The following is a 21,053-nucleotide window of genomic DNA, read 5'->3' on the forward strand; positions in this document are numbered from 1 at the left end:
AGCGCTTGTGGGGAATTTCTGCTGCGTTATCAGCTTCTCATGTAGGCCAGCTACACATCGAAGCCTCCGCCTTGCATAAAATCCCCACAAACTGCTGCAAAAATCATCACCAAAGGTCAACAGCCCCTAGAGAAAGCGGGGCGCTAAAAGGTGTTTATTTTGATGCGCGGATTTTCTCCAGCTCCGCGTTAATGGTCGCGTGAACGCCTTCGCTCCAGGTAGGGAACTGGTTGTAAACTTCCGCGGTCAGCTTGTTGAACGCAGCCGTGTCAACATCGTTGAAAGTCACGCCTTGTTCTTTCAGCTTCTGAGTGTACTCTTCGTCAAGCTTAATCAGTTGCTCGGTATTAGATTCCGCACCCGCAACGATTTCTTCCATCACGATGTTTTGCTGTTCTTCAGAAAGCTTATCCCAAACGCTTGGTGAGATATAAAGACCAACGGTGCCCAGGAAGTGGCCTGTCTTAGACATGTTTTTAGCAACTTCATAGATTTTTGTTGAGTACATAGTCAGGATTGAACCTTCCAAACCATCTACAACACCTTGCTGAACACCGGCATAAGTTTCTGGGAATGGAAGAGCTGCAGGTGCTGCACCCATTGATTGCAGTGTGCTGATAAACAGTTGGCTACCAGGAACACGGATGCGCATGCCTTTCATGTCTTCTGGCGTCTTGATCTCTTTATTGGTGATCATATGACGGAAGCCAAAGATGTAATCGGCATTCAGTACCTTGATACCTTTCTTCTCAACCTGTGCAGTCAGATCGGCTACGTAATCTGATTTCATCAGCGCCAGATATTCATCGTAATTGTTGTAAAGCATAGGGCCAGCCAGCGCTGCGAAATCTGGCACGTAGTCACCGAGGTAGCTCAGATCTTCCACCGCAATCCAGTTCGCGCCGTTTACTACCTGCTCAAGGTTGTCTTTGTAAACAGGAAGCTGACCGCCAGGGAAGACTTTGATATTGACGCTGCCGTCTGTACGTTCACGAATCTTGTCCGCGACTTTAATCAGTTCTTGTGTCAGCAGCTCATTTTGCTGAAACACAAGGCTCATGTTGATGTTCACTTTATCTGCAGCTAGGGCATTCGAGGCCATGCCGAAGATCGCTGATAGGGAAAGTACAGTTCCAAGGAGTAATTTTTTCATTCTGTTGCCTTTAGTTCTTAGTGAGGTCCATTTTTTACCAAGTGCACTTTGGCTTTATGTAATAGCGTTTCTGTAATTATTGTGAGGTCGCTCGAATAACGATACGGTATTACGAGAATGTTTCAAATGAACATCTTTATGTTCGTTCGAATGTTGTGATCATGTTAACAGCTCGCTTTTTACTAGCTTGAGTCTGTAGGTATACGCTGTGCATTCTTGGTTTTGTGGCGTGTGAGTACTAATAATTTCAAATGAACATTTTATGGAAGGAAAAATGATAATTGGTCATCGAGGTGTGGCAGCCATCGCACCCGAAAATACCTTAGCTGGGATCAATGCGGCAGCGGACAGTGGCCTGAATTGGGTAGAATTGGACACCCAGCTTACCGCTGACGATGTGCCGGTATTGTTTCACGACGAAACGGTCGACAGATGTACAGACGGAAAAGGTCGATTGGATAGCTTCTCGCTTGAGCAACTGACGTTGTTAGATGCGGGCGCATGGTTCAACGAACAGTTCCGTGATGAATGCATTCCAACATTACACCAGACGCTTACACTCTGTGGAAAAAGGGGGATGGGCGTCAATCTCGAGATAAAGTGTTACGAAGAGACAGATGTAGCCTTGTTGGTTGAAAAGGTCGCAGAGGTAGTGAAGGAAACCCAGTTCCCTTTAGATCAGCTTTTACTATCAAGCTTTTCTTTGGCGGCTATAAAGTGTTGTGCCGAGATGCTGCCAGACTATCGGGTGGGACTTATCACAGACCAAAGTTCACCAGACTTTCTTTGTGACATTGAGGACTTAGAGCTATTCAGCATTCATTGTGACCAACGTACTCTGACGGGCGAATTGGCAGAGGCCATTACTCAAAAGGGCTACCAGCTAAATATATGGACCTTAAATGATGCTGGAAGGGTGCAAGACTTTCTCAATAAAGGGGTCACCCACATCATTACGGATGACCCAGAGATATTTACGCCATAAATGGACTTTTAATGATAGTGGGGACGACTTTATGACACCTAGACAAAGACAAATCCTCGATTATCTAAAAGCCAATGGGAATGTGCAGATTGAAGAACTGGCAGACATGTTCTCAATCACCACCCAAACCATTCGGCGCGATGTGAACTGCCTTTCTGAGCAGGGATTGGCGCGCCGGGTTCATGGTGGCGTTAGCCTTCCTGCTATTTTGACGAACACGACCTACCAGTTTCGTTTTCAGCTTGAGTCCGAGATAAAACAAAGACTGGCGAAGAAGCTAGCAAGCCATATTCCTGAAGGCTCTACTGTGTTTTTGGGAATAGGCACGTCTATGGCTTACATTGCGCAATGTTTGGCGCAGTACGAGAAACTGCGTATTGTGACAAACAACCTTGAGGTCGAGAAGGTGCTTCAGGGAAACCCCAATGTGGATGTTTTCTTAGCAGGTGGGTTAGTGAGAAGCCAGCATCAAGATGTGGTTGGGCAAAGTGTTTTGAGGTTCTTTGAAGATTTCGAAGCTGACATCGGCATTGTTGGTTGCGGGTCGGTCACCGGAAGTCATTTTGCTATGGAGCATGAGCCCATCGAGGCAGAAATATCTAAAGCCATTATTGCGAATTCTCGGGAAACTTGGCTATTGGCAGATGCCAGTAAATGGGGCAGGTTTGCGTCATCTAAGGTAGCAAGGTTGTCTGATTTCACTAAGGTATATACCAACCAAGATTCGCTGCCTTCAGATATTGCTGTGTGTGATGTGAAATAGCACCCTGCGAGGCAGATATTCAGGTGGTTTGACTGTAAGAGGAAAAAGAAGGCCGCGACCGAGTCAGAGGTTCGCGGCTTTTTTTGCTACAAAAGAAACTTGGTAATCGAATTCCAGTGAGACATCTTCACTGGGGGTCGAGCGGCACGTCAGGATCTCACCGGCGGCGAGGTATGCCATCGCGTCTTCCTGAGCAACATTGCCTTTATCTAACTTGCAGCGACAGGCTCCACAAACACCATTCCTGCATTGGAATTCGGGCTGCAGACCTGCTTGCTCGAGTTGCTCAAGCAGAGGCTGGTGGGTGTTGCCCACCAGCGTTTGTCCGTTCACTGTAATAGCGATTCGGCTCATAGTTCGAAATCACCCAGATCGTCGATATCAACGTCGTTGTCGATTTGGCCAACCAGGTAAGAACTGATTTCTGCTTCCTGTGGAGCAACCTGAACGTTGTCAGAAGACAACCAAGCATTGATCCAAGGAATAGGGTTCTGGCTCGCGCCTTGGTAAGCAGGTTTAAGGCCAACAGCTGCCATACGCAGATTCGTAATGTATTCCACGTACTGGCACAGAATGTCTTTGTTCAGGCCAATCATTGAGCCGTCTTTGAACAGGTATTCTGCCCACTCTTTTTCTTGCTCAGCCGCATCTTTGAACAGGTCAAAACAAGTTTGCTCACATTCTTTAGCAATCTCGGCCATTTCTGGATCGTCGTCACCGGAACGCAGAATATTCAGCATATGCTGGGTACTGGTCAGGTGGAGTGCTTCATCACGGGCAATCAGCTTAATGATCTTGGCGTTACCTTCCATCAGCTCACGCTCTGCGAAAGCAAACGAACACGCAAAGCTTACGTAGAAACGAATCGCTTCGAGCGCGTTGACAGACATCAGACAAACATACAGCTTTTTCTTCAGCTCGCGCAGAGACACAACAACGGTTTCACCGTTGACCGTGTGTTCACCCTCGCCTAAACGGTGGTAATCGCTGGTGGCTTGGATCAGGTCATCATAGTAACCAGCGATGTCATTCGCGCGTTTGATGATGTGCTCGTTTACCACGATGTCATCAAACACGAGTGCCGGATTGGTCACGATGTTACGGATGATGTGGGTGTAAGAGCGCGAGTGAATGGTCTCTGAGAAAGACCAGGTCTCAATCCAGGTTTCCAGTTCTGGAATAGAAACAAGAGGCAGCAGTGCCACATTCGGGCTGCGGCCTTGGATTGAATCCAGCAGCGTTTGGTATTTCAGGTTGCTGATGAAGATGTGTTTTTCATGCTCTGGCAGCTTGTTGTAGTCGATGCGGTCGCTGGAGACATCGACTTCTTCGGGGCGCCAGAAGAAGGAAAGCTGTTTCTCAATCAGCTTCTCGAAAATTTCATATTTTTGCTGGTCGTAGCGAGCAACGTTAACCGGCTGACCAAAGAACATTGGTTCTTTGAGTGCGTTATTGTTTTCTTTAGAAAAAGTGCTGTAAGCCATTGCCGTAAATTTACCAATCAGGTTGAAACTTCAAAGAGGGAGCTAATGCTCCCTCCAAATTCTTTACTTAGATTTTGCAAGCGCCGCCTGCGCAATCATCATCTTGTGCTGCGAGATCTTTCTGCGCATCGTCTGCACCGTCACGGGTGTTGTGATAGTACAGGGTTTTTACACCCAGCTTATAGGCAGAAAGCAGATCTTTGAGAAGCAGCTTCATTGGTACCTTGCCACCAGCCTGTTTGCTTGGGTCGTAGTTGGTGTTGGCAGAGATTGCCTGGTCTACGAACTTCTGCATCAGACCAACCAGTTGCAGGTAACCGTCGTTTGATTCGATGTTCCAAAGCAGCTCGTAGTTGTCTTTGTACTTGTCGTACTCAGGAACCACTTGCTTGAGGATGCCATCTTTAGACGCTTTCACTGATACATAACCGCGTGGTGGTTCGATCCCGTTGGTGGCGTTAGAGATTTGCGAAGACGTCTCTGAAGGCATCAGCGCTGACAGCGTTGAGTTGCGCAGACCGTGTTCCATGATCTCTGAGCGAAGCGCATCCCAGTCATAGTGCAATGGCTCATCGCAGATTGCATCTAGGTCGCGCTTGTAAGTATCGATTGGCAACAAGCCTTTCGCGTAGTTGGTTTCGTTAAACGAAGGACATGCGCCTTGCTCTTTCGCCAGACCAACAGACGCTTTCAACAGGTAGTACTGAATCGCTTCGAACGTACGGTGAGTCAGGCCATTTGCACTGCCGTCTGAGTAACGCACGCCGTTTTTCGCCAGATAGTAAGCAAAGTTGATCACGCCTACACCCAGTGTACGACGGTTCATGGTCGCTTTACGCGCTGCTGGCAACGGGTAATCCTGATAATCCAGTAGTGAGTCCAGAGCACGGATAGTCAGGTCAGCCAGTTCTTCCAGCTCGTCCAGTTCTTTAATCGCACCCAAGTTGAATGCAGACAGCGTACACAGTGCAATCTCGCCCTGATCGTCTTCAACGTTGGTCAGTGGTTTGGTTGGCAGCGCGATTTCCAGACACAGATTAGACTGACGGATCGGCGCAACCTGAGGGTCAAACGGGCTGTGGGTATTACAGTGATCCACGTTCTGAATGTAGATACGACCTGTTGAGGCACGCTCTTGCATCATCAGCGAGAACAACTCTACCGCTTTGCGGGTTTCACGCTTGATGGATGGGTCGTTCTCATACTGAACGTACAGGCGCTCAAATTCTTCTTGGTCCGCAAAGAACGCGTCGTAAAGTCCCGGTACATCTGATGGTGAGAACAGAGAAATGCTCTCGCCCTTGATCAGGCGGGTGTACATCAGTTTGTTGATTTGAACACCGTAGTCCATATGGCGAACACGGTTCTCTTCAACACCACGGTTATTCTTCAGAACCAGCAGGCTTTCTACTTCACGGTGCCACATTGGGTAGAACAGGGTCGCTGCACCACCACGCACACCACCTTGTGAACAACACTTCACCGCTGTCTGGAAGTATTTGTAGAAAGGAATACAACCAGTGTGGAAAGCCTCGCCGCCGCGGATTGGGCTACCCAGTGCACGGATGCGACCAGCGTTGATGCCGATACCGGCACGCTGACTCACGTAGCGAACAATCGCACTCGCCGTTGCGTTGATAGAATCCAGACTGTCATCACACTCAATCAGTACACATGAGCTGAACTGACGGGTTGGGGTACGCACACCAGACATAATTGGTGTAGGCAGAGAAATCTTGAACAGAGACACTGCATCATAGAAGCGGCGGATGTAGTCCAGGCGGGTCTCTTTCGGGTAGTTGGCAAATAGACATGCTGCAACCATAATGTACAAAAACTGTGCACTTTCGTAGATTTCACCAGTAACACGGTTTTGTACCAAGTATTTACCTTCCAGCTGTTTCACCGCAGCATATGAAAAGTTCATATCGCGCCAGTGATCAATATAGCTATCCAGAATGTTCAATTCTTCGGCAGTGTAGTCTTCAAGCAGGTGCTTATCATACTTGCCCATATCAACCATTTTGCTGACATGATTAAGAAGTGTTGGTGGCTCGAATTGGCCGTAAGCCTTCTTGCGCAAGTGGAAAACCGCTAAACGGGCAGCCAGATACTGGTAGTCTGGGGTCTCTTCAGAGATCAGATCGGCAGCCGCTTTGATGATGGTTTCATGAATGTCTTCAGTTTTGATACCGTCGTAAAATTGAATGTGAGAACGGAGTTCGACTTGTGATACAGAGACATTGTCGAGGCCTTCAGCGGCCCAGGTGATGACGCGGTGGATTTTGTCGAGATCTATGTTTTCCTTAACACCACTGCGCTTTTGGACGGTAATTTGTTGGTTCATTTATCTTGTTCCCGGTATTTCCTTGCCTGAAGACCTGTTTTTGCAAAATTCCACAAATTGCAAGGATGATTTGTGATCAATATTAAACTTATGGCGTAGTCATCAAAACACTATATATAGGGTCTACGCTCGACTTGAGTAACAAGATAGTGGTGAGGCGGAGATAATGCAAGTTCCCCCTGAGACAGGTGTCTGTGGATATCTTGGGGATGGGAATTGTTATGTTAGTGCTTACTCACTGTTTTATCCCAAGTAAGGCAATGGTATAGAAAAAATCAACGATTTTTACGGTACGAAATGAAATAAAAAAAAATATTATCCTTGATTGGAACGCCCATCAATGCATCCATTTAAGGTGCTGAAAAGTGGTTATTTTCTGTTCTGGCGCTATGTGATTGGGATCAGAATAATGACAGAATTTCTACAGGTGTGTTAAAAATCTGATCGGCCTCCCATTCGGTTGGCTGATCGGTCTCGCCGATATATCCCCAAGCGGCGACAGCAGACATCATGTTTGCAGCCTTGGCGGCAACGATGTCATTTTGTATGTCCCCAACATATAGGCATTTCTCGGGATTGATAGCCAGAATCGAAGCACCATGTAGCAGAGGAGCAGGGTGGGGTTTTGCATGGGGTGTCGTGTCGGCACAGACGATGGTTCTGGCCTGTAAGAGTAACGGGAAGTAGGGAAGGAGCATTCCAGTGAGAAACCCCGGCTTGTTGGTCATAATGCCCCAAGGGATTTGTCTCTCGGTGAGTTGTTCCAGTAGTTCAACCACACCACTATATAGTGTGGTTGTGGTACAAATATTTTCTGCATAGTGCTCGAGAAAGGAAAGTCGCAGTTGGTCGAGGTCTTTTCCTTGCAGCGCATCGCCAAAGCCTGTGCGAAGTAGCCCTCTGGCACCGTGACTGGTATTGGCCTGAATTTGGCTTTCAGAAAGAGGAGGGAGTCCGTGATCTTTCAAAACACAGTTTGCGGCATTGGCCATATCGGGTGCGGTATCCAGTAAGGTGCCATCCAAATCAAACAGAACTGCTTCTACGCTTCCTTTCATTAATGTTCCTTGTTCAGGTTTTAGCGCTGCAAAATAAAGCCCGGATTATTCCGGGCTATAAGTATGTACGATGTAGTTCACGTCCACATTACGTGGTGACAGCCAGTATCGATCCGTCAGCGGGTTGTAATGTAACCCAGTCATGTGCTGTTCCTGAAGCGGCGTGTAGTCAATCATCTTCAGCAATTCAGAAGGGCGGATGAATTTGTTATGGTCATGCGTGCCTTTAGGCACAATCTTCATCACATGCTCTGCACCGACAATCGCAAACAACCAGGATTTAGTATTGCGGTTTAGGGTAGAGAAGAATACGTGACCGCCCGGTTTTACCATCTTCGCACAGGAAGCAATCACGGAAGCTGGATCGGGAACGTGCTCCAGCATTTCCATGCAGGTCACCACATCGTAATGACCCTGATGTGCTTCAGCATGTTCTTCGGCAGTAGATTGTACGTAAGAGACGGTCGTACCTGTTTCCAGTGCATGCAAACGTGCCACCGTTAGCGGCTCTTTGCCCATATCGAGGCCAGTCACATCGGCACCTTCTCGTGCCATGCTTTCTGCCAGGATACCGCCACCACAACCCACATCGAGTACTTTCTTGCCAAAAATCCCGCCGCTTTTCTCAATCACATAGTTGAGGCGAAGGGGATTGATTCGGTGTAAAGGCTTGAACTCGCCTTCCAGATCCCACCAACGGGAAGCCATGTCTTCGAATTTTTGAATTTCCGCCGGATCGACGTTGAGTTGGGTTGTCATCTACATCTTATCCCTAAAATTTTTCTCTATTATACCCGTTTTGATTGCTATTGCAGGTGGAAGATTTGTTGTTGAAAGCAACGAGGTTTAAGTCTCAATACATGAAATATCGTTACGGTTGGTATGTAGAAAAGGATTGAGTGAGGCGATCACAAAGCCGGAGGCAGACCCCCGGCGAGATTGGAAAAGTCGTGGTTATCGTGTTGGATAAAAGTTAAGCGGCATTGGTTACTGCAACAGCAGCCAGAAGCCCCAATAAAGTGTATTTTCCAACAATGATGGCCATACCCACAGCATTGATAGCTTGATGTAACATAGCGCCCCCTGATTTTTCTTAGCGACACTTTTTTGTGTCATGGGTATTTTCCCCTACAAAATTAGGGGATATTGAGATCAGGTTCCCATTGTCTTTTTCCTTCCTTTATTACATCTGGATCCGTGAAGTGGGTAGTTTCCTCTTCTTACATGCGGTTTCACGGCCTTTTGATATGAAAAAAGACGCCTGAGCGCCTCTCAGGCTTTCTAGCAAAATTTGCTGGTTCCACCCTGTCATTGAGCGTTTTTTGGCCCTGTCGTGCGTTAGAGCGCCAAAATAAGAGTAATTCGTGATTTATCTCGGGTTTAGGCTGTGACTCTTTGCCTGCTTTTATGGTATTCTCACCGTCTTGCACGTAGTCATTTTTGACATACTTACCTGAGGGATATTGGCTCCATGAGCGATCTTGCTAAAGAGATCACGCCCGTCAACATTGAAGAGGAGCTGAAAAGCTCATACCTCGACTACGCGATGTCAGTTATCGTGGGTCGTGCTCTTCCAGATGTGCGTGATGGTCTGAAGCCTGTACACCGCCGCGTTCTTTTCGCGATGAATGTACTTGGCAATGACTGGAACAAAGCATACAAAAAATCTGCGCGTGTTGTTGGCGATGTGATCGGTAAATACCACCCACACGGTGACAGCGCTGTTTACGACACCATTGTTCGTATGGCTCAGCCGTTCTCACTGCGTTACATGCTGGTCGATGGCCAGGGTAACTTCGGTTCGATCGACGGCGACTCAGCGGCAGCAATGCGTTATACCGAAGTTCGCATGGCGAAAATCGCCCACGAACTGCTGGCTGATCTGGATAAAGAAACTGTCGATTACGTTCCTAACTACGACGGTACTGAACAGATCCCAGAGGTAATGCCTACCCGTATTCCTAACCTTCTGGTGAACGGTGCGTCCGGTATCGCCGTAGGTATGGCGACCAATATTCCTCCGCATAACCTGACAGAAGTTATTAATGGTTGTTTGGCGTACATTGAGAATGAAGACATCACGATTGAAGAGTTGATGACTCACATTCCTGGCCCAGACTTCCCAACTGCTGCAATGATCAATGGCCGTAAAGGCATTGAAGATGCTTACCGCACCGGTCGTGGCAAGATTTATCTGCGTTCAAAAGCAGACATCGAAGTCGAGAAGAACGGTAAAGAAACCATCATCGTTACCGAAATCCCTTATCAGGTGAACAAAGCGCGTTTGATCGAGAAGATCGCCGAGCTGGTTAAAGATAAGAAGATTGAAGGCATCAGTGCACTGCGTGATGAGTCTGACAAAGACGGTATGCGCATTGTTATCGAATGTAAGCGTGATGCGGTAGGTGAGGTTATCCTCAACAACCTGTACGCACAAACTCAGCTTCAAACCTCTTTCGGTATCAACATGGTTGCGCTGGACAACAACCAGCCACGCCTGTTTGGCCTGAAAGATATGCTGAAGTGCTTCGTGAATCACCGCCGTGAAGTGGTGACACGTCGTACCATTTTCGAGCTGCGTAAAGCACGTGACCGTGCCCACATCCTTGAAGGTTTGGCTATTGCACTGGCGAATATCGATGAAATCATCGAGATGATCCGCAATGCACAAACCCCTGCGATTGCGCGCGAAGAGCTGCAAAACCGTGGTTGGGAATTGGGCACTGTAGCCGCAATGCTGGAAGCAACCGGTGTTGATGCTGCACGTCCTGAGTGGCTGGAAGACGAGTTCGGTGTTCGTGACGGTAAGTACTACCTGACTGAACAACAAGCGCAAGCTATCTTGGATCTGCGCCTGCACAAACTGACAGGTCTCGAGCACGAGAAGATCCTGGATGAATACAAAGAGCTGCTGGCACTGATCGGCGAGCTGATGTTCATTCTGTCCAGCCCTGAGCGTCTGATGGAAGTGATCACCGAAGAGCTGACTGCTGTTCGTGATGGTTTTGGCGATGAGCGCCGCACTGAAATCACAGCTGCAAGTGCTGACATCGACATCGAAGACCTGATCAATCAGGAAGACGTTGTTGTGACCCTGTCGCACGAAGGTTACGTGAAGTATCAGCCTCTGACTGACTACGAAGCGCAGCGTCGTGGCGGTAAAGGTAAGTCAGCGACTCGCATGAAAGAAGAAGACTACATTGAGCGTCTTCTGGTGGCGAATACACACGATACTATTCTGTGTTTCTCAAGCCGCGGCCGTATGTACTGGCTGAAGGTTTACCAATTGCCTCTGGCATCACGTACTGCTCGTGGTAAGCCGATTGTTAACCTATTGCCTCTGGAGCAGGACGAGCGCATTACTGCGATCCTCCCTGTTAAAGAGTACGAAGAAGACAAGTTCGTCTTCATGGCAACCGGTGACGGTACTGTGAAGAAGACACCGCTGACTGATTTCAGCCGTCCTCGTAGCGCAGGTATCATTGCAGTGAATCTGCGTGAAAACGACTCTCTGATTGGCGTTGATATCACTACTGGTGATAACGACATCATGCTGTTCTCGAAGTCTGGTAAAGTTGTTCGCTTCAACGAAGGCCAGGTTCGTGGCATGGGCCGTACAGCGGCTGGTGTTCGTGGCATCAAACTGGCAGAGGGCGACAAAGTTGTTTCTCTGATTGTTCCTCACAACGAAGGTGATGTTCTGACGGTAACTGAAAACGGTTACGGTAAACGTACTGAGCTTGTTGAGTACCCAGCGAAGAGCCGTGCAACTCAAGGTGTTGTATCTATCAAGGTTTCTGAGCGTAACGGCTGTGTAGTTGGTGCGGTTCAGGTAGAAACCGGTGATGAGTTCATGATGATCACCAACGCAGGTACGCTGGTACGTACCCGTGTGGCAGAAGTCAGCCAGGTTGGCCGTAACACCCAGGGTGTGACCCTAATCCGTACCTCTGAAGACGAGAAAGTGGTTGGCCTTCAGCGCATCGATGAGCCTGATGAAGAGTTGCTGCCATTGGATGAAGACGGTGAAGTTGACGCAGAAGTTCAACCAACTGCCGAAGCACCAGCAGAAGACTCAACAGATGGAGAAGCGACCGAGGAGTAATTCCAGGCCTGCATTCATCAATCTGAAAAAAACGCAGCATTCGCTGCGTTTTTTTTATTCCCTTTTTAATTGTGTCGTCATTAGATCAACACTTTCCGTTCCAATCGCTTGCGAAAGGTGATAAAACAAAACGAACAACAATTCATCACGGCTTCTCACTGCCCCCATTTGCGGGTGTTGTCGGGAATGAATTTCCTCAGTGACAAAATTAGAAAGCCATAAATAAGCGATTTAATGCAGGAGCATTCAAAAATCATGGAAAAGGTATATAACTTCTCTGCTGGCCCGGCGATGTTGCCGGAAGCGGTTCTGGAAAAAGTACAGGGTGAACTGACTAACTGGAACGGCTTGGGTACTTCCGTCATGGAGATTTCCCACCGCAGTAAGGAATTTCTGGCTGTTGTTGATGACGCCGAGAAAAACCTCCGTGAACTGCTGTCTATTCCTGATAACTACCATGTTCTATACGCACAAGGCGGTGCCCGTGCGCAGTTTGCTGCAGTGCCAATGAACCTTTTGGGCAGCAACACCATTGCTGACTATGTAGACGGCGGCTACTGGGCAGCAAGTGCAGTAAAAGAAGCCAAAAAATACTGCACACCTAACGTGGTAACAGTAAAAACGGAAATCGATGGCAAACGCGCGATCTTGCCTGCGAAAGACTGGAAGCTGAGCAACGATGCTGCATTTGTTCACTTCTGTCCAAACGAAACCATCGACGGGATTGAAATCCGGGATTTGCCAGAAACAGACAAGCCAATCGTGGCAGATATGTCCTCAACGATTCTGTCTCGTCCTATCGATGTGTCCAAGTACGGGGTGATTTACGCGGGTGCGCAGAAAAATATCGGCCCTGCTGGTATCACGCTGGTGATTGTTCGCGACGATCTGTTGGGCAAAGCCAAGGATTTCCTACCGAATGTATTGAACTACACCACGTTGGTAGACAAAGAATCCATGTTTAATACGCCACCGACGTTTGGTTGGTATCTGGCGGGTGAAGTATACAAATGGCTGAAAGAGCAGGGCGGTGTGGAAGCCATGCAGAAGAAGAATGAAGAGAAAGCAGCGTTGCTTTACGACTTCATTGATGGTTCTGATTTCTACGTGAACAACATCCATACCGACAACCGTTCTTTGATGAACGTGCCTTTCCAGTTGGTGAATCCAGAGCTGGATGCGAAATTCCTGGCTGAATCAGATGCGCTTGGTCTAAAGGCGCTGAAAGGTCACCGTGATGTGGGTGGTATGCGTGCATCTATCTACAATGCGATGTCTTTGGAAGGTGTTCAGGCACTGGTTGCCTTTATGAAGGACTTCGAAGCCAAAAACGCGTAATAAGCCAGGTTTGCGCTTACCACCGCGTTCTGGAAACCGCCGCTAATCGGCGGTTTTTTTACGCCGCCTTTTTGAAAATTGCACGCCTGACTTTGGCTTTCACCGAGCGCCAATGGGTGATCGGGCGGTTCGGTGAACGCGCTCTCAAATGAGCGATAACTTCTTCCGTCAATTCAATTTCACCGCCATGGGCAAGCCAGACGCCTCGAGGCTTTAGTTGTACGATTTTATCGACCGAGGTTTTGTAGCGATTAGGGTAGAAGACGGGAAAAGGAGGAATGTAACGCCCTTTGACTGTGACCATTAAGTCGGCCACGTAAACACGATGTGTCGGTGCATGGTAGAGAGACAAATCGCGATCGGTATGCCCTTGGGTAAAAAGCGCTTTCCATTCAGTAAAGCCGGGCAGTGGCTCTTCATCATTCAACATCACATCAGCTTTCAGCTTTCTGTGGTACCAAATGTTTTTTGCTGGCTGGCCTTTCCGTTTGGCCACCCACTTTGCCAAAAGCAAGTCGCTCCAATGCATCAGCATGCCATCCAGTCCTTGATACCAATCGCCTGGGACGTTGGCTGTTGCTATCTGACAGCCCGATAATTCTCGAAGCTTTACTGCACCACCTGCGTGGTCAGGGTGCATGTGAGTGACGACCACCAACTTTAGGTCATTTAAAGAGCGGTTCAGCTCTTCTGTGATGAAATGGCAAACTTTATCAACGTCAGCCCGGCTGCACCCATCCAGAAGCAAGAGTCCATGATGATGTTCCGCAAGGTAAATGGATTGAATGTATCCGTCTAACTGGTGCAGTTTGATCAGTGTCGACACGTGGGACTCCTCTCTCATCAGACCAGTGAGAGTATACCTATTCGTATCAATTTTTCTGCATATTTGTAGTTGAAGTGTTAAATCAGAGCAAAGCGTAAGCACTCGACGCAAACGGTTTCCGCAAGCGATTGCTTTTGGTTTTTTCCCGGATAGAATGGCGCGAAAGTTCCTTCAGCCCAATCACTTAACTGATTGAATGCTCTGAGTAACAGCAATCACAGAGAGAAGCATTCCATCAACTGCTCTACCCATTCAGCGTATTGCAGCGAGTGAGTTTAAACAGGTATAACAATGAGCTCTCAGCGCCCATCAGAAAACGCTCGTCCATCGGAACTCGTCTATCGATTGGATGACAGACCACCCTTACCACAAACACTTTTCGCTGCTTTCCAACACCTTTTAGCTATGTTTGTCGCAGTAGTGACGCCCTCTTTAATTATCTGTCAGGCACTTGGGCTTCCTACGAGTGACACCAACACCATCGTGAGCATGTCACTGTTTGCGTCGGGTATTGCCTCGTTTATCCAAATCCGTACGTTCGGTCCGTTGGGATCGGGGCTACTTTCCATTCAAGGCACCAGCTTTAACTTTCTGGGACCAATTATTGGCGCTGGTTTGGCCATGAAGGCAGGCGGTACGCCAACGGAAACCATGATGGCGGCGATCTTCGGAACCATTATGGTTGCTTCCCTAACTGAAGTTTTCCTTTCACGTGTGCTGGAACATGCGCAGCGTATTATTACGCCGCTAGTATCTGGTATCGTCGTTACCCTGATTGGCTTGACGCTGATTCAGGTGGGTCTAACCTCGATGGGTGGCGGTTATGCCGCGATAGAAAACGGCACCTTCGGTGATCTGAAAAATCTGTTGTTGGCGGGTTCAGTACTGGCTGTGATCGTCTTTTTAAATCGTATCGATAACCCTTATTTGCGTGTGTCGTCGATTGTGATCGCGATGACTGTCGGCACAGTGATCGCCTACGCGCTGGGTATGGTGAATACAGCTCCATCAGAAGATGTTGCCTTTTTTGCCATCCCACAGCCGATGCAGTACGGCATCTCATTCGACTTTGCGCTACTTATTCCTCTGATCATCGTCTTCTTGGTGACCTCGTTGGAGGCAATTGGTGACATTACGGCGACTTCGGAAACATCCGAGCAGCCAGTGTCAGGGCCGATTTACATGAAACGAATCAAAGGCGGTGTATTGGCGGACGGCGTGAACTCGGCATTGGCAGCGGTATTGAACAGCTTTCCTAATTCTACGTTTAGTCAGAACAATGGCATTATCCAGTTAACAGGCGTTGCAAGCCGTTATATCGGTTACTTTGTTGCGGGTATGCTGGTGATTTTGGGCCTGTTACCGGGAGTAGCAACGCTGGTTCAACTCATTCCAGAACCTGTCCTCGGCGGTGCAACCATCGTGATGTTCGGTACCATTGCGGCCTCGGGTATCCGTATTATTTCCCGCTGTGAGCTTAACCGACGCGCGATTCTTATCATGGCGCTTTCATTCTCAATGGGATTAGGTATCGCTCAGAAGCCAGAAATCCTTCAGTTTATGCCTGAGTGGATTAAAAACATCCTGTCATCCGGCATGGCGGCAGGTGGTTTGACAGCGATTATCCTGAATCTGGTGCTACCGCCGGAAACTGCCTCAAAAGACAGTTAAACGAATCTTGCCCAAAGGGTAGTGGTGGTCATGTATCTCGCCGCTACCCTTTTCTCCAATCTCCAATCTCCAATCTCCAATCTCCAATCTCCAATCTCCAATCTTTGACCTCAGATCGTTTTCTTGTTTTTTCTGGCTTGTCTCTATACTGAGAAAGTGGAGGTGCAGTTATGTCGAATCGTTCTGAATCACTTGACCTGAAAGGTGCAGACAAGGAGTCGCAAATAGAAGGTACGCAGGGAAGTGAAAAGGAAAATCACGCCAGCCAAACTACAGACAACCCAGAGCAAGAAGTCATGACATGCCAATACCAGGATCCTGATGGCGAAGCCCATTGCTGTCATGAACCCGCAGGAGAGTCGGGTTTTTGTTTCTGGCACGATGAAAATGCGCCGAAAGACCAGCCGGATGTGAAGCAGAGGTTAGAAGAGTTCGCCAAGCGAGGCGGGCAGCTCAGAGGTATTGTGTGCAAGCGTGCCAACCTCGTTGATGTGAATTTGGTCAAGCATGGGCCGGGTGGTGGCTATGACCTCAGCTATGCGAACTTCTATCGCTCGAATATGACTAACGCCCACCTTTTCAACGCTAAGTTTGATAACGGCAGCTTGATGAAAGCAGACTTGCATGATGCAAACATTCACTGTGCCAGCTTTCTAAAGTGCAACTTGCTTGGTGTGAAACTCACTGACACCAAGATTGATAACATCAAGATTGGTGACACCTTACAGCAAGAAGTGGAAGGGCGGGTCGCAGAGAAAAAAGGCGATATGGAAAAAGCGCTCGATCTCTATGAGCAGTCTGAAGAAATTTACCGGGATTTGCGGAAAGCATCAGAAGCTCAGGGGATCTTTACCATGGCGGGACATTTCCTGCAGAAAGAGCTGACGATGCGCCGTTATCAAATGCCACTTTTTTCCACGCAGCGCGCCATGTCGAAAACTGTGGATCTGTTTTGTGGTTACGGGGAAAGCCCTATCCGGGTCGTGTTTTTCTCGCTCGCGCTGATTTTATTGTGTGCCATGATTTACTTCTTTACGGGAATCCAATTCTCCGGAGAATATGTCGGCTTTCAGCAGTCTCAGACATTTGAAGGCAACCTGATAGCGTTTTTTGACTGTCTTTATTACAGCGTGGTGACCTTTACGACACTCGGCTATGGCGACTTTATACCGATTGGAATGTCGCGGTTGGTCGCTGCATCAGAAGCATTCACTGGAAGCTTTACGATCGCCTTGTTCGTTGTGGTTTTTGTGAAGAAAATGACCCGTTAGACTACAAAAGACCAATTGATCTTTAAAGGCAGCAAAGGGTAGCCCCGGCGCTGCTTTTTCGTTACTCTCGAGGTACGAAAAATTAAGGATTTATTTTGTTCAGATGGAGCAGTTGACGTTACAACCCATTTCTAAAATTAACGGTGAAGTGAATCTTCCCGGTTCTAAAAGTGTCTCTAACCGCGCGCTTTTACTTGCTGCGCTGGCTAAGGGCACAACCCGCCTGACCAACCTGCTGGATAGTGATGATATTCGCCATATGCTCAATGCATTGAGCAAGCTGGGCGTGACTTATCGTCTGTCAGCCGACAAAACCGAGTGTGAAGTTGAAGGTCTGGGCGGCGCATTTAAAACGTCTGAACCTCTTGAGCTTTTTCTGGGTAATGCAGGTACTGCGATGCGCCCGTTGGCGGCGGCGTTATGTCTTGGCGAAGGTGAATACGTGTTGACGGGTGAGCCGCGCATGAAGGAACGTCCTATCGGACACCTGATTGAGGCGATGCGCACGGTCGGCGCAGACGTGACCTATCTGGAAAATGAAAACTATCCACCATTGAAAATCATCAGTCAGGATATCCAGGGTGGTGATGTAGAAATTGATGGAACGATTTCAAGCCAGTTCCTAACAGCACTTTTGATGACGGCTCCGCTTTTCAGTGGCGATACCAATATTCGTATCAAAGGCGATCTGGTGTCCAAGCCTTACATCGACATTACTCTGCATATTATGGCGCAGTTTGGTGTTGAGGTTGCAAATAGTGATTACCAGACTTTCCATGTGAAGGGTAACCAATCTTATACCGCGCCGGGAGATTTCCTGGTGGAGGGTGATGCTTCATCAGCGTCTTACTTCTTGGCTGCTGCGGCAATCAAAGGCGGTGAAGTCAAAGTCACGGGAATTGGTAAAAAGAGCGTTCAGGGTGATGTGAAGTTTGCTGATGCGCTAGCTGCCATGGGCGCTGACATTGAGTGGGGCGATGATTACGTGATTGCCCGCCGCGGTGAGTTGAAAGCAGTGGATTTGGATTTTAACCATATTCCTGATGCCGCGATGACAATTGCCACTGCAGCGCTGTTTGCGGAAGGAACCACCTCTATCCGCAACGTATATAACTGGCGCGTTAAAGAAACGGATCGCTTGTCAGCAATGGCGACTGAACTGCGAAAAGTCGGTGCAGAAGTGGAAGAAGGGGAAGATTATATCACCATCACCCCGACACCAAATCTGCAGCATGCTGAGATTGATACCTACGACGATCACCGTATGGCGATGTGTTTTTCGCTGGTGGCATTGAGTGATACGCCAGTGACCATTAATGATCCGAAATGTACCTCTAAAACCTTCCCTGACTACTTCGACAAGTTGGCATCATTGTCGGAAAGTTAAAGAAACAGGTTGGAATGAACAGACAACAGGTCAGCGATTCGCTGGCCTGTTTTTTTTGCCCAGACTTCCCTATAATACGCCACCGATTCTATGGAGTAACTCGCAGTGAGCTGATAAGTACTTATCAACTAAGTTGCTCTATTTTAAAACGATCTGGAGAATTCTATGTCTACCCACGCACCCGTAATTACTGTTGATGGCCCAAGCGGTGCCGGAAAAGGTACCCTTTGCATGCTGTTAGCGGAGAAGCTGGGCTGGCATTTGCTCGATTCAGGCGCAATTTATCGCGTACTTGCGCTGGCTGCGATTCATCATGGCGTTAATCCAGATTCGGAAGATGCTTTGGTTCCTTTGGCTGCCCATTTGGACGTACAGTTCAAGGCGGAAGGTGAGTTGGTAAAAGTGATCCTCGAAGGGGAGGATGTGTCCAGCGAACTGCGCAAAGAAGAAACGGGCATGGCGGCATCTAAAGTGGCGGCTTTACCGCGCGTTCGCGAAGCTTTGCTCCGTCGTCAACGTGCATTTGCCGAAGCACCCGGATTGGTAGCTGATGGTCGTGATATGGGCACGGTGGTTTTCCCGAAAGCGGAAGTGAAAATCTTCTTGGACGCAAGCGCTGAAGAGCGCGCCCAGCGCCGCATGAATCAGTTGCAACTAAAGGGGTTAGATGTTAACTTTGACCGCCTTTTGAGCGAAATTCAGGAACGTGATGATCGTGACCGCAACCGAGCAGTCGCACCATTGCGTCCCGCAGACGATGCGTTAGTTTTGGATTCCACCTCTCTCAACATTGAGCAGGTGCTAGAGCAAGCATTGTCCTATATTGAAAGTAAACTTACCGTTGCTTCTTAAAAGCAGCGGGTTTAACCGTTGGTCGCAAGGATGATGACTGACATTACTATCAACCCCACGTGGTAGGACACCCGTGGTAGTTTAAATATTGAAGATTAAATTAATGACTGAATCTTTTGCTTCACTCTTTGAAGAATCTCTTAAAGAGCTAGAAACCCGCCCAGGTGCGATCGTTAAAGGTACTGTAGTTGCTATCGAGAACGGTTACGTTCTGGTTGACGCAGGCCTGAAATCTGAATCTTCTATCCCAGCTGAGCAATTCAAAAACGCTGCTGGCGAGCTAGAAATCGAAGTTGGTGCTGAAGTAGACGTAGCACTGGACGCGATTGAAGATGGTTTCGGTGAGACTCAACTGTCTCGCGAAAAAGCGAAGCGCCACGAAGCTTGGATCCAACTGGAGAAAGCTTACGAAGAAGCTGAAACTGTTATCGGTGTTATCAACGGTAAAGTTAAAGGCGGTTTCACTGTTGAGCTGAACGGCATCCGTGCGTTCCTGCCAGGTTCACTGGTTGACGTACGTCCAGTACGTGACACTGCTCACCTTGAAGGCAAAGAGCTGGAGTTCAAAGTTATCAAGCTGGACCAGAAGCGCAACAACGTTGTTGTTTCTCGTCGCGCAGTTATCGAATCTGAAAACAGCGTTGAGCGTGATGAACTGCTGGCTTCTCTGCAAGAAGGCATGGAAGTTAAAGGTATCGTTAAGAACCTGACCGACTACGGTGCATTCGTAGATCTGGGCGGTGTTGACGGCCTGCTGCACATCACTGACATGGCTTGGAAACGCGTTAAGCACCCATCAGAAATCGTTAACGTAGGTGACGAGATTCTGGTTAAAGTTCTGAAGTTCGACCGTGACCGCACTCGCGTATCACTGGGTCTGAAGCAACTGGGTGAAGATCCATGGGTAGCAATCGCTAACCGTTACCCAGAAGGTCACAAACTGACTGGTCGCGTAACCAACCTGACTGACTACGGCTGCTTCGTTGAAATCGAAGAAGGCGTTGAAGGTCTAGTACACGTTTCTGAAATGGACTGGACTAACAAGAACATTCACCCATCTAAAGTTGTTAACGTGGGTGACGAAGTTGAAGTTATGGTTCTGGACATCGACGAAGAGCGTCGTCGCATCAGCCTGGGTCTGAAGCAATGTAAAGCTAACCCATGGCAGTCGTTTGCAGAAATGCAAAACAAAGGCGATCGCGTAACTGGTAAGATCAAGTCAATCACTGACTTCGGTATCTTCATCGGTCTGGACGGTGGCATCGACGGTCTGGTTCACCTGTCTGACATTTCTTGGAATGTTGCTGGTGAAGAAGCAGTTCGCGACTTCAAGAAAGGCGACGAAATCTCTGCAGTTGTTCTGCAAGTAGATGCTGAGCGTGAGCGTATCTCTCTGGGCATCAAGCAGATGGAAGAAGACCCATTCAACAACTACCTTGCTGACAACAAGAAAGGTGCGATTGTTAAGGGTAAAGTAACTGCAGTTGACGCTAAAGGCGCAACCGTTGAGCTGATCGAAGGCGTTGAAGGTTACCTGCGTGCTTCTGAAGCATCACGTGACCGCGTTGAAGATGCAACTCTGGTTCTGGCTGTTGGCGACGAAGTTGAAGCGAAGTTCACCGGTGTTGACCGTAAGAACCGCGTAATCAACCTGTCTGTTCGCGCGAAAGACGAAGCTGAAGAGCAAGAAGCAATGGCAACTCTGAACAAAGCTGACGAAGCTTCATTCGGTAATGCAATGGCTGACGCGTTCAAAGCTGCGAAAAGCGAATAATTAATGTGAAGTGAGGGGGAAAAATTCCCCCTCTACAGT

The 21,053-nt window shown here is 48.3% G+C and carries 16 protein-coding genes; 9 read left to right on the top strand and 7 right to left on the bottom strand.

Features of this window, described 5'->3' with window-relative positions:
* Window positions 1-154: 154 nt before the first annotated feature.
* Entirely contained in the window at window positions 155-1,153 is a 999-nt protein-coding gene (locus RN22_RS09380) for a C4-dicarboxylate TRAP transporter substrate-binding protein (RefSeq protein WP_002539219.1), read from the bottom strand.
* A 274-nt stretch (window positions 1,154-1,427) separates the two neighbouring features.
* On the opposite strand from RN22_RS09380, the gene RN22_RS09385 reads away from it, so the two are divergent.
* Both RN22_RS09385 and RN22_RS09390 read left to right on the top strand, forming a co-directional pair.
* A complete protein-coding gene (locus tag RN22_RS09385) occupies window positions 1,428-2,138 on the top strand; it encodes a glycerophosphodiester phosphodiesterase family protein (protein WP_046304079.1) in 711 nt (236 codons plus the stop codon).
* Between the two features lie 31 nt (window positions 2,139-2,169).
* Window positions 2,170-2,901, top strand: coding sequence for a DeoR/GlpR family DNA-binding transcription regulator (locus RN22_RS09390; protein WP_046304065.1), 732 nt, complete (start codon window positions 2,170-2,172; stop codon window positions 2,899-2,901).
* 63 nt (window positions 2,902-2,964) lie between these two features.
* Here the strand turns inward: RN22_RS09390 and RN22_RS09395 are convergent, their stop codons facing one another.
* The 5 genes from RN22_RS09395 to ubiG all read right to left on the bottom strand — a co-directional run bounded on the left by RN22_RS09395 (window position 2,965) and on the right by ubiG (window position 8,549).
* The gene (locus RN22_RS09395; RefSeq protein WP_002539225.1) at window positions 2,965-3,255 is read right to left on the bottom strand and encodes a 2Fe-2S iron-sulfur cluster-binding protein; all 291 of its coding nucleotides are present in this window, start codon (window positions 3,253-3,255) and stop codon (window positions 2,965-2,967) included.
* The gene (nrdB, locus tag RN22_RS09400) at window positions 3,252-4,385 is read right to left on the bottom strand and encodes a class Ia ribonucleoside-diphosphate reductase subunit beta (protein ID WP_046304066.1); all 1,134 of its coding nucleotides are present in this window, start codon (window positions 4,383-4,385) and stop codon (window positions 3,252-3,254) included. Before nrdB ends, RN22_RS09395 begins: the two co-directional genes overlap by 4 nt.
* Window positions 4,386-4,452: 67 nt before the next feature.
* Window positions 4,453-6,732 carry a class 1a ribonucleoside-diphosphate reductase subunit alpha gene (gene nrdA, locus RN22_RS09405; protein ID WP_002539228.1) on the bottom strand — a complete coding sequence of 760 codons (2,280 nt, stop codon included), beginning with the start codon at window positions 6,730-6,732 and terminating at the stop codon, window positions 4,453-4,455.
* Window positions 6,733-7,133: 401 nt separating this feature from the next.
* Window positions 7,134-7,790, bottom strand: a complete 657-nt coding sequence (locus RN22_RS09410) for an HAD family hydrolase (protein WP_046304067.1) — start codon at window positions 7,788-7,790, stop codon at window positions 7,134-7,136.
* A 45-nt stretch (window positions 7,791-7,835) separates the two neighbouring features.
* Window positions 7,836-8,549, bottom strand: a complete 714-nt coding sequence (gene ubiG, locus RN22_RS09415; protein WP_046304068.1) for a bifunctional 2-polyprenyl-6-hydroxyphenol methylase/3-demethylubiquinol 3-O-methyltransferase UbiG — start codon at window positions 8,547-8,549, stop codon at window positions 7,836-7,838.
* A 712-nt stretch (window positions 8,550-9,261) separates the two neighbouring features.
* On the opposite strand from ubiG, the gene gyrA reads away from it, so the two are divergent.
* Entirely contained in the window at window positions 9,262-11,895 is a 2,634-nt protein-coding gene (gyrA, locus tag RN22_RS09420; RefSeq protein WP_046304069.1) for a DNA topoisomerase (ATP-hydrolyzing) subunit A, read from the top strand.
* 255 nt (window positions 11,896-12,150) lie between these two features.
* On the top strand, window positions 12,151-13,233 hold the full coding sequence (gene serC, locus RN22_RS09425; protein WP_046304070.1) for a 3-phosphoserine/phosphohydroxythreonine transaminase: 1,083 nt from the start codon (window positions 12,151-12,153) through the stop codon (window positions 13,231-13,233).
* Window positions 13,234-13,291: 58 nt separating this feature from the next.
* Here the strand turns inward: serC and RN22_RS09430 are convergent, their stop codons facing one another.
* On the bottom strand, window positions 13,292-14,047 hold the full coding sequence (locus RN22_RS09430) for an MBL fold metallo-hydrolase (protein ID WP_046304080.1): 756 nt from the start codon (window positions 14,045-14,047) through the stop codon (window positions 13,292-13,294).
* A gap of 303 nt (window positions 14,048-14,350) precedes the next feature.
* On the opposite strand from RN22_RS09430, the gene RN22_RS09435 reads away from it, so the two are divergent.
* The 5 genes from RN22_RS09435 to rpsA all read left to right on the top strand — a co-directional run bounded on the left by RN22_RS09435 (window position 14,351) and on the right by rpsA (window position 21,014).
* Window positions 14,351-15,730: a uracil-xanthine permease family protein gene (locus RN22_RS09435; protein WP_002539237.1), complete on the top strand. Its 1,380-nt coding sequence runs from the start codon at window positions 14,351-14,353 to the stop codon at window positions 15,728-15,730.
* A gap of 170 nt (window positions 15,731-15,900) precedes the next feature.
* On the top strand, window positions 15,901-17,001 hold the full coding sequence (locus RN22_RS09440; RefSeq protein WP_082111389.1) for an ion channel: 1,101 nt from the start codon (window positions 15,901-15,903) through the stop codon (window positions 16,999-17,001).
* Window positions 17,002-17,104: 103 nt separating this feature from the next.
* Window positions 17,105-18,388, top strand: coding sequence for a 3-phosphoshikimate 1-carboxyvinyltransferase (gene aroA / locus RN22_RS09445; protein ID WP_046304071.1), 1,284 nt, complete (start codon window positions 17,105-17,107; stop codon window positions 18,386-18,388).
* A 165-nt stretch (window positions 18,389-18,553) separates the two neighbouring features.
* Window positions 18,554-19,240 (top strand): (d)CMP kinase, encoded by a 687-nt coding sequence (cmk, locus tag RN22_RS09450; RefSeq protein ID WP_002539241.1) that lies wholly within the window; start codon window positions 18,554-18,556, stop codon window positions 19,238-19,240.
* Window positions 19,241-19,343: 103 nt separating this feature from the next.
* A complete protein-coding gene (gene rpsA / locus RN22_RS09455; RefSeq protein ID WP_002539243.1) occupies window positions 19,344-21,014 on the top strand; it encodes a 30S ribosomal protein S1 in 1,671 nt (556 codons plus the stop codon).
* Window positions 21,015-21,053 lie beyond the last annotated feature (39 nt).

This window comes from Grimontia sp. AD028 (genome assembly GCF_000973155.1).
Lineage (GTDB): Bacteria > Pseudomonadota > Gammaproteobacteria > Enterobacterales > Vibrionaceae > Enterovibrio > Enterovibrio indicus.